Origin of the sequence: Bacillus sp. NTK071, from assembly GCF_017303315.1 — a bacterium.
In the GTDB taxonomy this organism is placed as follows: Bacteria; Bacillota; Bacilli; order Bacillales; family Guptibacillaceae; genus Guptibacillus.
The window spans coordinates 183,876-197,112 of sequence record NZ_JAFKOI010000006.1 but is presented as its reverse complement, the minus strand read 5'-3'; the positions used below and the strand labels follow the sequence as shown (position 1 = coordinate 197,112).

At 39.2% G+C, this 13,237-nt stretch carries 11 protein-coding genes; 4 read left to right on the top strand and 7 right to left on the bottom strand.

The window, feature by feature from the left end; translation table 11 throughout:
- Positions 1-24: 24 nt before the first annotated feature.
- Entirely contained in the window at positions 25-3,186 is a 3,162-nt protein-coding gene (locus JI666_RS12255; protein WP_206892127.1) for a transglycosylase domain-containing protein, read from the top strand.
- Positions 3,187-3,222: 36 nt separating this feature from the next.
- Here JI666_RS12255 and acsA read toward each other — a convergent pair whose 3' ends face one another.
- Positions 3,223-4,938: an acetate--CoA ligase gene (gene acsA / locus JI666_RS12250; protein ID WP_206892125.1), complete on the bottom strand. Its 1,716-nt coding sequence runs from the start codon at positions 4,936-4,938 to the stop codon at positions 3,223-3,225.
- A 165-nt stretch (positions 4,939-5,103) separates the two neighbouring features.
- On the opposite strand from acsA, the gene JI666_RS12245 reads away from it, so the two are divergent.
- Genes JI666_RS12245 through JI666_RS12235 form a run of 3 tightly spaced genes read left to right on the top strand, consistent with a single transcriptional unit; the run spans position 5,104 to position 7,572 of the window.
- A complete protein-coding gene (locus JI666_RS12245) occupies positions 5,104-5,736 on the top strand; it encodes a GNAT family N-acetyltransferase (RefSeq protein ID WP_206892123.1) in 633 nt (210 codons plus the stop codon).
- A 22-nt stretch (positions 5,737-5,758) separates the two neighbouring features.
- A complete protein-coding gene (locus JI666_RS12240) occupies positions 5,759-6,406 on the top strand; it encodes an acetoin utilization AcuB family protein (protein ID WP_206892122.1) in 648 nt (215 codons plus the stop codon).
- Complete coding sequence (locus JI666_RS12235) at positions 6,403-7,572, top strand: acetoin utilization protein AcuC (protein WP_206892120.1); 1,170 nt, start codon at positions 6,403-6,405, stop codon at positions 7,570-7,572. The genes JI666_RS12240 and JI666_RS12235 overlap by 4 nt, the downstream gene beginning before the upstream one ends.
- Before the next feature lie 11 nt (positions 7,573-7,583).
- Here JI666_RS12235 and ccpA read toward each other — a convergent pair whose 3' ends face one another.
- From ccpA to murC, 6 genes are all read right to left on the bottom strand, one after another.
- A complete protein-coding gene (gene ccpA / locus JI666_RS12230) occupies positions 7,584-8,597 on the bottom strand; it encodes a catabolite control protein A (RefSeq protein ID WP_206892119.1) in 1,014 nt (337 codons plus the stop codon).
- A 379-nt stretch (positions 8,598-8,976) separates the two neighbouring features.
- Complete coding sequence (locus JI666_RS12225; protein WP_206892118.1) at positions 8,977-10,077, bottom strand: bifunctional 3-deoxy-7-phosphoheptulonate synthase/chorismate mutase; 1,101 nt, start codon at positions 10,075-10,077, stop codon at positions 8,977-8,979.
- A gap of 146 nt (positions 10,078-10,223) precedes the next feature.
- Positions 10,224-10,559, bottom strand: coding sequence for a bacillithiol system redox-active protein YtxJ (gene ytxJ, locus JI666_RS12220; protein ID WP_206892113.1), 336 nt, complete (start codon positions 10,557-10,559; stop codon positions 10,224-10,226).
- A 105-nt stretch (positions 10,560-10,664) separates the two neighbouring features.
- The gene (locus JI666_RS12215) at positions 10,665-11,087 is read right to left on the bottom strand and encodes a YtxH domain-containing protein (RefSeq protein ID WP_206892110.1); all 423 of its coding nucleotides are present in this window, start codon (positions 11,085-11,087) and stop codon (positions 10,665-10,667) included.
- A gap of 11 nt (positions 11,088-11,098) precedes the next feature.
- On the bottom strand, positions 11,099-11,542 hold the full coding sequence (locus JI666_RS12210; RefSeq protein ID WP_136948564.1) for a DUF948 domain-containing protein: 444 nt from the start codon (positions 11,540-11,542) through the stop codon (positions 11,099-11,101).
- Between the two features lie 223 nt (positions 11,543-11,765).
- The gene (gene murC / locus JI666_RS12205; protein ID WP_206892109.1) at positions 11,766-13,070 is read right to left on the bottom strand and encodes a UDP-N-acetylmuramate--L-alanine ligase; all 1,305 of its coding nucleotides are present in this window, start codon (positions 13,068-13,070) and stop codon (positions 11,766-11,768) included.
- Positions 13,071-13,237: the final 167 nt, after the last annotated feature.

The following is a 13,237-nucleotide window of genomic DNA, read 5'->3' as shown; positions in this document are numbered from 1 at the left end:
GGATTAATTTGAGGGGGTATAGGAATGCGAGAGCTTTTATCTACTGTCAGGCAGAAGTGGAACGCGTTCATTGATAGATTACAAGAATACAACGTTTTAACCGGTTCAAGGATTGCCTACAAAGTTATCTGGAATCTTTTTCTAATCTTTCTTGTACTTGGTCTTATGGGCACCTTTTTTGCCGGCGGTGTTGGTGCGGGATATTTCGCATCTCTTGTGAAAGATGAACCAATTCGTTCTTACGATGAAATGAAAAGAGATGTCTATAATTACGAAGAAACGAGTGAAGTATACTTTGCTGGAGACGTGTTACTTGGAAACTTCAGATCAGATATTGAACGTAAAGAAGTTAAGTTAAAAGATATTTCGCCTCTTCTGCAAAAAGCAGTCATTTCTACAGAAGATGAATATTTTTATGACCATGATGGCATCGTTCCCAAAGCAATCGGACGAGCCGTTCTTCAAGAAGTCACCAATTCAGAGGATCGAAGCGGTGGTAGTACACTCACCCAACAGCTAGTTAAAAACCAAATTCTAACCAGAGAAGTTTCCTTCGAACGTAAAGCAAAGGAAATGCTGCTTGCTCTTCGTCTCGAGAACTTCTTTAATAAAGAAGAAATTCTTGAGGCATACCTAAATATTGTACCTTATGGACGAAATGCATCAGGGAACAATATTGCAGGTGTTCAGGCTGCATCACAGGGAATCTTCGGGGTTGATGCAAGTGAATTAAACTTACCTCAAGCCGCTTTTATTGCTGGTATTCCCAAAAACCCTTATACATACACCCCGTTCACAAACTCTGGGGAAGTTAAAGAAGATCTTTCAGCTGGAATCGAGCGGATGGAATTTGTTCTTTATCGCATGTATCAAGAAGAAACAATCACTGAGGAAGAATACAACAAAGCCATTGAATATGATGTTAAGAAAAATCTTGTGGCATCTTCACCTTCTCCAGTTGAAAAATACCCTTACTTAACATTTGAAATTGAAGACAGAGCAAAGAAAGTTCTTGCCGAGCAAATTGCAAATGAAGAAGGTTATGATGGGAAAGAGCTTGCGAAGAGTGTAGATTACTATAATCAAATCTCTTACAATGCCAACATTTCAGCGAAATCAACCACAGAAATTGCAAAAGATATGGGACTGAAATGGAAAGAAGTTCAGAAAAATTCAGATATTTTTGTTGAGTTCATGGACAATGCTGAAAAAGAACTTCGCAAAAATGGCTACAAAATTCATACAACAATCGATAAAAAGATGTATGATGCAATGAATAAAGCACGAGATCAAGTGCTAGATAACCCGAATTATTTTGAAAGTCCAAAATCTGCATCTGTTCAAGACCCTGAAACAGGTGAACTTGTTAACAAAGAATTCCCGATGCAAGTTGGGAGTATTCTTATTGAAAATGAATCAGGGAAAATCTTATCCTTTATTGGCGGAAGAGATTTCGATGTAGAGCAGTTGAATCACGCGACAGATGCTTATCGGTCTAACGGCTCTACCATGAAACCCTTACTTGACTATGCACCTGCTATGGAACTAGGAAAGGTTCAACCTGGTTATATAATTCCAGACCTTCCATCTAATGACATGTGGCTTCCTAAGAACTATGGCCTTAATTATCATGGACTCGTTTCGGCGCGTAAAGCCCTCGAAAGGTCTTATAACGTTCCTGCAGCAAGAATCTATTCGAAACTTGATCATTATGAAGCAACAAATTATTTAATCAAAATGGGCTTTAGCACATTAACACAAGCTGATCGTTCCAACGCATCTACATCTATTGGATCTCTTGAACGAGGAGTTAGTGTTGAAGAGAACACGAACGCATTTGGAACATTTGCAAACGGCGGGAAATTCGTTGACGCCTACATGATCGATAAAATAGTAGATCGTGATGGAAATACAATTTTCAAGCAAGAAACTGAACCTGTGGACGTCTTTAGTCCACAAACGGCTTACCTTACAATCGATATGATGCGCGATGTTATTGGTCAAGGTACCGCCCAGGACATTCCGAGTAAATTGAAATTCTCATCTGATTGGGCAGGTAAAACAGGTACAGGTCAAAGCTATAAAGACGCGTGGTTTGTAGCAGTTAATCCAAACGTCTCTCTCGGCGTATGGACTGGTTTTGATCTTGAAATGAGTATGAACTCAAACTTATATTCAAAGCGCAACAAAAACCTTTGGGCACTATTCGCAAATGCAGCCTATGATGCGAAACCAGAAATAATGGACCCTAAAGAAACGTTTAAAATGCCAACTGGAATTGTACGCAGATCGTTCTGTGGCATTTCTGGAAAGCTTGCTTCTGATTTATGTCAAAAAGCTGGCCTTGTCCAAACGGATCTATTCAATGCGAAGTATGTTCCTACTGAAGTGGATGACAGCCTCACTGAAGGACGTTACGTAGTAATGAATGGTAATACCTATCAAGCACTATCAACTACTCCACAGGAGTTTGTATCAAGCGGTGTTATGATAAAAGAAGATTACTTCTCAGGAGTGGACCTTGCACAGCTCTTACCATCGGAATTTAGTGATCTAAATATCGTATCAGAAGGTACGACAGCTAAAGAAAATGGGAAGAATCCTGGAGCTGTTGGAGGCGTTTCTATTAGTGGCTCCACATTAAACTGGGGTACTTCAGGCGAAAGTGATATTGTAGGTTATCGGATCTATCGTGCAGCAAATGGTAGCAATTCGTTCACAAAGCTAGGTAGCATCAAGTCTTCAGATGGAAGTTCATTTAGCATTCCTTCTGGCGCCTATGCTTTCTACGTTACAGCAGTTGACGTAGCAGGTAACGAATCTGGACCATCAGCAAAAGTGACAACTGGTGATTGGTCTAAGAAACCTGAAGAAAAAGAGCCAAAAGAACCTGAAAAGAAGCCAAAACCTGAAGAAGACGGCGCCTCTGACAATGGAAGCAGCAACGATTCTTCGAACAACGGCTCTAATGAATCAGATGATTCTGAGGATGCAAACACTACAAATGAAGACAATGCTGATAACAACAGCAATTCTAGCGGAAACAACTCTGGCAATAGCGGTACTGGTAGCTCGAACGGGAATGGTAACGCGAGCAGCCAGAACGGGAATAACACCCAGAATAACAATGCGAACAGCCAGAACAATTCTGAAAGCACAGAAACTACGAATAACACCAATCAATGAAAAACAGCCTGCAGCAACTGCTGCAGGCTGTTTTTATTAATCTTCCATTGTTGATAAATCACCTGTTGGAAGGTCTAATTCCCACGCTTTTAAAACGCGACGCATAATCTTACCACTTCTTGTTTTTGGTAGCTTATCTCTAAATTCGATTTCACGAGGTGCCGCATGTGCTGCAAGACCTTTTTTCACAAAGTTACGAATCTCTTCCATTAGCTCATCTGTAGGCTCATGACCATCGCGTAGTGCAATAAAGGCTTTAATGATTTCACCGCGTACTGGATCAGGCTTACCAATAACACCTGCTTCAGCAACCGCTGCATGCTCAACGAGCTTACTCTCAACTTCAAATGGTCCTACCCGTTCACCTGACGTCATGATTACGTCATCTACACGACCCTGGAACCAGAAGTATCCATCTTCATCTTTGTAAGCTGAATCACCTGAAACGTACCAATCACCTTTTAGGAAATAGCTTTCATACTTCTCAGGACGATTCCAGATTGCACGCATCATCGAAGGCCATCCCTTTTTAATTGCGAGATTCCCCATTCGATTAGGTGGCAGTTCATTCCCCTGATCATCCACAATCGCAGCATGAACACCAGGAATAGGTTTACCCATAGAGCCTGGCTTAATTTCCATCGTTGGATAGTTACTAATAAGTTGAGCTCCAGTTTCTGTCATCCACCAGTTATCATGAATGCGAAGCTCTAACACTTTATTTCCCCATTTTATAACTTCTGGGTTTAACGGCTCTCCAACACTTAGAACGTGGCGTAATGATGAAAGATCATAACGTTTTACGATTTCATCTCCCGCTCCCATCAGCATTCGGAATGCAGTTGGTGCACTATACCATACCGATACTTCATACTTTTCGATAGTTCCATACCAATCATCCGGACTAAATCGCCCTCCACGAATAACATTTGAAGTCCCAGCTAACCAGGGCGCAAATATACCGTAAGAAGTTCCGGTTACCCAACCAGGGTCCGCTGTACACCAGTAGACATCGTCCTCTTTGAGATCGAGCACCCACTTAGCAGTCTGATAATGCTGAATCATAGCATTATGAACATGAAGAACACCTTTAGGCTTTCCGGTCGAGCCAGATGTGTAATGAAGAATCATTCCGTCTTCGCGATCGACCCATTCAATTTTGAGCTTTTTGTCCGCCGACTTAAAATGCTTATTAAAGTCTAAATAAGGACCTTCTTCTTTAATACCATCTCCGACTAGTACTACGCTTTCAAGATTAGGTAGCTCTTCAACAGGAACACGTTCAAGAAGTTCAGGCGTCGTAACTAACACTTTCGCCTCACTATCTTCAAGACGATCACGAACAGCACCTTCCATGAAAGCTTCAAATAATGGGCCTGCAATCGCTCCAAGTTTAAGAGTACCAAGTAGAATAAAATACAGTTCAGGAGAACGTGGCATGAAAATAAATACTCGGTCTCCCTTTTCAACATTCACTTTCTTTAACACATTGCCTGCCTTGTTACTCATTGTTTTCATTTCACTATACGTATACTTTTCATCTCTTTTTGGGTCAGAAAAATACAGCGCTACTTTGTTCTTGCGATCGGACTCAGCGTGTTTATCAATTGCCTCATAGGCCATATTGACATTACCTGTTTCATTCCAAGTAAATGCCTTTTCCACGTCTTTCCAATTAAAATTCTCGTATGTAGCTTTATAATCCTGTAAATTATGATTCCCCAATGTAGCAGAAAGCGGTTTCAATTCCATAAATAATCTCCTCCCTCTCCTTCATCTCTTTCCCTGATAGTATAACATAAATTCCTAATTTTTTAACAAATGACAAAACTTAACGAAATCACATTGAAACCCCTTACATTTTCTTCGTTTCATGTATAATAAGAGCTGAGGTCATTAGTAAAAGGTGGTGACTAGATGGAACATAAGAAAACCTATAATGCAATTGAATGGAACACACCTCACGGAAAATTAATCATTGAAGGACCGATTTCACCCGACAGACTTGAATCCTATCATTTACATAGGGATCTGGTAGCATTTCGTCCCCCTGTACAGCAACATAAAGCTCTTGTCGAAATTGCTGGATTACCTGAAGGCAGAGTTATCGTCGCTAGAGAGCGGGAGACTATTGTTGGCTATGTGACGTTTTTATACCCTGATCCCCTCGAGCGCTGGTCAGAAGGAAATATGGATGACTTACTAGAACTCGGTGCGATTGAAGTCATACCAAAATATCGGAATGCTAAAGTTGGCAAAAGTCTGCTCCGAACATCATTTATGGACGATGCAATGAACGATTACATTATCATAACAACCGAATATTATTGGCACTGGGACCTTAAAGGAACCGGTCTATCCGTTTGGGACTATCGTAAGGTTATGGAGAAAATGATGAATGCTGGAGGACTTGAGTGGTATGCAACAGATGATCCAGAAATCAGTTCTCACCCAGCTAATTGTTTAATGGCAAAGATCGGAACTAGAATTGATCTGGAATCGATTCAGGCGTTTGATCGACTTCGATTCCATAATCGATTCATGTATTAAGACCGAAAAGGAGTGAAATAAGTTGCTCATAGAGGAAATTATGAATCGAAACGTTTTTTCACTAGAAGAAAACCAGACAATCGCAGATGCCATTACGATGATGCGAGAAAAAAATATTCGTCATCTTCCAATCGTTAATCAAAAAGGGGAGCTAACTGGAATTGTTTCAGATCGAGATATTAAGGATGCAAGTCCTTCTATCTTGGACTCTGATCCGAATAAAAAAGTTCTAGAGTCACCCCTTTCTTCTATTATGAAAAGAGACGTTATTACTGCACATCCACTAGATTTTGTTGAAGAAATCTCTACCATTTTTTATGAGCAACGAATAAGTTCAATTCCAATAATCGATAATCGAAAGGTTATCGGAATCGTTACTGAAACTGACATGCTACATACGTTAATCCTCTTAACAGGAGCACATCAGCCAAGCTCTCACATCGAGGTTCAGGTAGCTAATGTATCTGGAAAGCTTGCTGATATCACTCAGATTATCAGCAAGCGTAATGTAAATATTATTAGCGTATTGGTCTACCCATGTAGTCATGATGAACAATATAAAAACATTGTATTTCGCATCCAGACTATGAATCCAACTACCGTCGTAAATGATATTAAGAATGAGGGTTATGAAGTACTCTGGCCAAACATGTCGGGTGTGAAAAAATGAAGTGTGACTCTCTTTTTATTTACTCCTCAGACTATTTAAACTATAAGTTCAGTGACGATCATCCGTTTAACCATATTCGAGTACAGCTAACGCAGGATCTTCTGACTGAAATAAATGCGCTTAACAGTGAAGAAATGATCGCTCCTCGCATTGCGACTGATCGTGAAATTTCTCTCATTCATGACCCCGCTTATATTGAAGCTGTAAAGAAAGCAAGTATTGGACAACTCCCATCAACTACTGCAGCAAACTATGGACTTGGCACAGAAGACACACCTATTTTTCCAAATATGCATGAAGCAAGTGCCCTCATTGTAGGTGGAACGTTAACTGCTGTTGATGCTGTTATGACTGGGAAATCGACACATGCCTTGAATGTTGGGGGCGGCCTTCACCATGGATTTCGAGGGAAAGCTTCTGGCTTTTGCATATACAACGATAGTTCAATTGCGATAGAATACATGAAACAAAAGTACAATGCAAAGGTTCTTTACGTTGATACTGATGCGCACCATGGTGATGGAGTTCAGTGGGCATTCTACGATGATCCTAATGTTTGTACCTTGTCCATACACGAAACAGGACGATATTTATTTCCTGGGACAGGTAATCTTAATGAGAAAGGCCAAGGTAAAGGTTATGGCTTTTCTTTCAATGTTCCTATCGATGCTTTTACAGAAGATGAATCATTTCAAGAAGTGTACGAAGCTTCCTTTCGCAAGGTTATAGAGTATTTTAAGCCGGATGTTATTCTTACGCAAAATGGTGCCGATGCTCATTATTATGACCCGTTAACTCATTTATCCGTTTCAATGGATACCTACGAGTTCATTCCTAAACTTGCACATGAACTTGCACATGAATACTGTGATGGGAAATGGATTGCCGTAGGAGGGGGAGGATATGATGTATGGAGAGTCGTTCCTCGTGCATGGTCTAGAATTTGGCTTGAAATGAAAGGGCTTTCTATGTCTGGAAGCCTACCAAAAGCGTGGCTAGAGCGATGGCAACCTCAGTCTCCTCTTGAACTACCACCAAATTGGCATGACAAAAAGAATTTATATGAGCCCATCCCAAGGAAACAAGAAATAACAGAGAAAAACAAACTCACTGTTGAACGTGCGCTATATCAAATTGTTAATTATACCAAAAAAACGAGCCAATAGGCTCGTTTTTACTATTCTTCTTCGTTATGCATAGTTGAATTGCGATGCTGTAATCGGTGAGGAAGTACGACAGTTTGATCTTCAACCGTTTCTTTGTTCATAAGCTTCGTTAGTAAACGCATGGCAACGGCACCAATGTCATACATTGGTTGTACTACAGTAGAAAGCGTTGGACGCACCATAGTCGCAAGTCTAGTGTTATCGAATCCAACTACTTCGAAATCTTCAGGTACATTATATCCATTGTCCTGAGCTGCATGAATGACACCTAATGCCATTTCATCCGTACCAGCAAAGATAGCTGTTGGCTTCTCATTTTGCTCAAGGAAGCCTTCCATTGCTTCTATACCCGAATCATAAGTGTAGTCACCAATAGCAACACAATCTTCGTTAACTTGCATACCTGCATCCTCAAGTGCCTTTCGATATCCAAGGAATTTCTCCTCACCATTAATCGGATCTTCTAGTGGTCCACTAACAAGACCAATCTTCTTATGACCTTTGTTAATAAACTCAGTCACAAGCTCGTATGCTGCTTTTTGATAATCAATATTAACAGAAGGAATCTCCTGTCCTTTTTCAAGTGTTGCAGCTAATACAATCGGAACAGGAGAGCGCTTAAATTCTTCTACATGCTCTTCAGTAATTTTTCCACCCATAAACACAATACCATCAACCTGTTTTCCTAGCATTGTATTAAGAAGATGAATTTCTTTCTCTTTATTTTGATCTGAGTTACTTAGAATAATATTATATTTATACATTGTCGCAATGTCTTCAATTCCACGTGCTAACTCTGCGAAGAAAATACTCGAAATATCGGGAATAATAACCCCAACTGTTGTTGTTTTCTTACTAGCTAGTCCTCTTGCTACTGCGTTTGGACGATAACCTAGTCTCTCAATTGCCTCAAGAACTTTCTTTCTAGTGGCAGGTTTTACATTTGGATTACCATTCACAACCCTTGATACAGTTGCCATTGATACTCCTGCTTCTTTTGCTACGTCATAAATCGTTGTATTCACAATGATCCTCCTTCATGCTCTTTCGGACTTTAATTTACTTAATGATACGATACTATTTGTTTGACTGCAAACGTTAACCTTATATCTACTACCGCTAATAAACAGGTCTTCCGAAATGTCTGTTATCCTTTTTAAGTGGTATGTAAACTATTTCACAAATACATACTTTATTAAAGATAGCATATTTACTCACTTTTTGCTTTACTTAAAAACCAATTTTTATTGACAATATAGCAAATCTAATCAAAAACGACCTATATCTTATATGATGACACGTATACATTGTTTTATTCAATCTTTAATGAGTAGATGGACTTTTCATTCTATCATTCAATCAACAATGGAAGCTAACATAGCCTAAACAAAAAAAACCTTCTACTTATAAAGTAGAAGGTGTAGCTTTCGCAGGATTAAATAACCCGCTCGTTTTTAGATCGTCTACAAATTTCTCGTACTGTGGGATATCTAGCTGCTGAGCTGCATCCGATAAGGCAACTGCTGGATCTGGGTGAACTTCGACCATGATACCGTCAGCTCCAATTGCAAGTCCTGCCTTAGCTGCTGGAAGAAGAAGATCTTTACGTCCAGTTGAATGTGTTACGTCAACTAGAACTGGTAAATGAGTTTCCTGTTTAAGGATTGGAACTGCCGTAATATCTAGCGTATTACGCGTTGCTTTCTCATACGTTCTAATTCCTCTTTCACAAAGCATAACTTGGGTATTACCATTGGACACAATGTACTCTGCTGCGTTAATAAACTCTTGAATAGTAGCTGACAATCCTCTCTTAAGAAGAACCGGTTTGTCTACAGAACCTGCTGCTTTAAGCAGTTCAAAGTTCTGCATGTTTCTAGCACCAATCTGGATCACATCAACGTACTTAACAGCCATTTCAATATCCGCTGGATTTACAATTTCACTAACAACTGCAAGATCGTACTCATCAGCAACTTGCTTGAGGATTTTCAGGCCTTCTTCACCAAGCCCCTGGAAATCATAAGGTGATGTACGTGGCTTAAATGCTCCTCCACGAAGCATTTTGAAGCCTTGCTTCTTAACAGCTTTTGCAACTTCTGCAACCTGCTCATAGCTTTCAACTGCACATGGCCCAGATATAAGAACTTGCCCACCGTCTCCAATTTTCTCGCCTTTAATGTCGATTATTGTGTTATCTGGTTGACGCTTTCTTGATACTAACAGTGCTTTACGGTGATCATCTTCTTGCAGTTCAAGGCTTGCCTTAAAAATCTCTTTGAAAATATGTTGAAGAGTGGAAGTGTCAAACGGTCCACGATTCTTCTCTGAAAGCAAATCAAGCATTTTACGCTCTCGAACAGGGTCGAAACGGTTAATCCCCTGCGCTTTCTTTACTCTACCTATCTCTTTAGCCAACTCAGCTCGCTCATTAATTAAATCAAGCAGCTGTAGGTTAATCTCGTCTAATTTTTCTCTCAACTCATCAATCTGGATATTCGCCATACTATCTCCACTCCTTATCTGTTTATGTGATTAGGGTCATTATATACGATCAAAAATAAAATGTCACTACTTTTCTTTTAATTCTTAAACGCTTTTAAGCATTAAATCATGTCAGTAAAATAAAAACGGCTTATTATATGCCGTTTTTATTTCAAAAATTGTTTAGCAGCTTCTGATAACGAAGAATATGTGATTCTCCAGTGAGAATCATTCCAAACAACATGATTACCATTAAAAACAAGCGCCTGAGGTGATTGGTGTTTAACGCCAGATGTATCAGCGACTGCTCCTGATAGTTCTCTTGATTCTTGTACATTTAAATAGTAAACTTCTTGACTTATATCTTGTGAAAATTTCTCGAATTCTTCGAATGCTTGAGCACTAATTGGACATGTTGTACTATTTTTGAAAAGCAGAAATGAATTATTTTTTTCTTTCACACGTTTAAATTCTTCAATCGTTGATAGTTTCGTTATGGCCATGTGTAAATCCCCTTTCTGATATCTAAGTCTATTATAAAAGAAAGCATTGAAAATGAAAAAGAAGAAGCATTATGCTTCTTCTTTTATAACACTGTTCTTGTCTTATTAAGGTTTAGTTGGATTCTCCATAGACGCTGGTTCTTCTTCAGAGAAATGGTCATTAAGGTCCTGCTGGAAGCTTTCAACATCCTCGTCAGCTTGGCCACGAAGAGCGTCATTCTCTTCCGTTTCTAAGTTTCTGTCTTTAATTTTGGATACAAGGTTATTTGATTGATCAGAAACCTGCTTGTAAATCGTATTGGATTTCTCTTTTGCACGGTTAGCGAAATCTGAACTACGCTCTACTGCTGAATCACGGAATTGAGATGTCTTCTCTTTAACTACACCTGCTTGTTGGTTAAGATCGCTTCTAAGCTCTTTACCAGACTTAGGTGCAGATAATAAAGCAGCCGCAGCTCCTACAATTCCACCGATTAGTGAGCCAATAATAAAATCCTTTGTATTAATGTTGTTGTTGTTATCTGACATATAAATACCTCCTATGATTTCGAATCAATGTATTGATCTGTTGCCTTCTTCTTCACTTGCCATTTTTGCCAGATTTGCATAGCAGCATTACCCCACTGAACAACTTTCGTTACTTGCTCAGATTGGCGCTCTGCCTCTTCAGTTACTTTACCGGTAATATTTTGGAATGAATGATTCATTTTACCAAGTGATGTACCGACTTCTTTTACTTGCACGAAAACAGAATCCAGCGCTTCTGATTTACCCTGAATGTCCTCTGCAAGCAAGTTTGTCTTATGTAACAATGCAGTTGTTTCGGTTGTTAAACCATTCATTTGTTTTTCAAGGCTATCAAGTGTTTTCGCGGTATTACTGAGGGTGTCTTTTAAAGATTTTAACGTTTGGGCAACAAAATAAACAAGTACTGCAAATGCAATTGCGATAATAGCTACACTTAAATAAAGTATAATCTCCATGTGTGTTGGCACCTCCCTTTTCTTAATCTGTTCCCTTCTTTACTTTCAACTAAACACGGGCTTATCATTTCACATTAAAAAAAATGAGTCCACCTTACTACGTACAATTCGTTACACGTTTCATTATTCCTTTTTTATTTTTTTTTATAACACGTCTGAACTGTTTATCAAATCCAATTAATAAATCTAATTCAAAAAAAAAGGCTCTATTAGAGCCTTTTCTTTAAATAGACGCTTTCTCAGCTTCATATGCTTGTTGGTATTTCTGAATATCACCAGCACCCATGAAAAGAAGTACGCCATGATTGTGTTCAGTTAACTGTTGAATCGATTCTTCTGTGATTAGGTGCGAATTGGGTATTTTCTCCATCAACTGGTCTATTTTTAACTGACCAGAATCTTCACGGGCAGACCCAAAAATGTCACATAAATAAACAACATCTGCTTCTTTTAAGCTATCAGCAAACTCATTTAAAAATGTCTTCGTTCGAGTAAACGTATGCGGTTGGAAAATCGCAACAACTTCACGATCTGGATACTTTTGCTGAGCTGATTCAATGGTTGCTTTAATCTCAGTAGGGTGATGTGCATAATCGTCAATTAGGACCTGACCATCAACCACTTTTTCAGTGAATCTGCGCTTAACACCTTCAAAATTCATTAACTGAGCTGCCACAGCATCGCCAGAAAGATTCTCGTAATGGCAAAGAGCAACGACTGAAAGAGCATTTAAAACGTTGTGTTTGCCATACATAGGAATTTGAAACGTACGATAGTAATCATCTCGAACATGTACATCGAACGTTGTTCCATTCTCATCAATTTTGATATTGGTTGCTTGGAAATCATTTTGGTCATCAAATCCGTAAAATACGACCGGTACTTTCGTCTGGATTTGCTGTAAATACGTATCATCGCCATAAGCAATAATACCTTTCTTCACAAGCATCGCCATTTCCTGGAATGCAGAAAACACATCATCGACATCTGAAAAATAGTCTGGATGGTCAAAATCGATATTTGTCATGATTGCATAGTCCGGCTGATATGATAAGAAGTGACGACGATATTCACAAGCCTCAAATACAAAATACTGACTGTCTTTGACGCCTCTTCCAGTGCCATCTCCGATAAGGTAAGAAGTTGGCTCAGCTGCGCCTACAACATGCGATAGTAAACCCGTTGTTGACGTTTTACCGTGAGAACCAGTTACAGCAATACTAGTGAACTTTTGAATAAAGTCACCAAGAAATTTATGATAACGATAGACAGGAAGGTTCATTTCTCTTGAGCGTACTAACTCTTCATGCTGATCATCAAATGCATTGCCGGCAATAATAATCATATCTTCTTTTATATTTTCTTCTCCAAAGGGGAGAATAGTGATACCTTTTTGTTCAAGGGCCTCCTGAGTAAAGAAACGTTTATCTACGTCTGATCCCTGTACGTTATAACCCATATCATTTAGGATTTGTGCTAGGGCACTCATACCGGATCCCTTAATGCCAACAAAGTGATATATAGTCATTTCAGAACCTCCACACTTTCATTTCTTCTCCGCTTAACCTTCTTTAGTATATGATGTCATTACAAGTATGCTCTGCTTTTCTTTTCAATACTACATTATAGCAGAAAAAGAGACAGGCCTACAATTATAATTCATATCATTAAAGAAACGATACGGGCGCAAAAAAG

What these genes read in the sequence shown, in the direction of transcription:
- ytxJ (WP_206892113.1), bottom strand. Translation starts at nt 10,559, where the DNA reads ATGGCCATAACGAAACTATCAACGATTGAAGAATTTAAACGTGTGAAA.
- JI666_RS12255 (WP_206892127.1), top strand. Translation starts at nt 25, where the DNA reads ATGCGAGAGCTTTTATCTACTGTCAGGCAGAAGTGGAACGCGTTCATT.
- JI666_RS12215 (WP_206892110.1), bottom strand. Translation starts at nt 11,087, where the DNA reads ATGTCAGATAACAACAACAACATTAATACAAAGGATTTTATTATTGGC.
- JI666_RS12245 (WP_206892123.1), top strand. Translation starts at nt 5,104, where the DNA reads ATGGAACATAAGAAAACCTATAATGCAATTGAATGGAACACACCTCAC.
- JI666_RS12225 (WP_206892118.1), bottom strand. Translation starts at nt 10,077, where the DNA reads ATGGCGAATATCCAGATTGATGAGTTGAGAGAAAAATTAGACGAGATT.
- JI666_RS12210 (WP_136948564.1), bottom strand. Translation starts at nt 11,542, where the DNA reads ATGGAGATTATACTTTATTTAAGTGTAGCTATTATCGCAATTGCATTT.
- murC (WP_206892109.1), bottom strand. Translation starts at nt 13,070, where the DNA reads ATGACTATATATCACTTTGTTGGCATTAAGGGATCCGGTATGAGTGCC.
- JI666_RS12235 (WP_206892120.1), top strand. Translation starts at nt 6,403, where the DNA reads ATGAAGTGTGACTCTCTTTTTATTTACTCCTCAGACTATTTAAACTAT.
- acsA (WP_206892125.1), bottom strand. Translation starts at nt 4,938, where the DNA reads ATGGAATTGAAACCGCTTTCTGCTACATTGGGGAATCATAATTTACAG.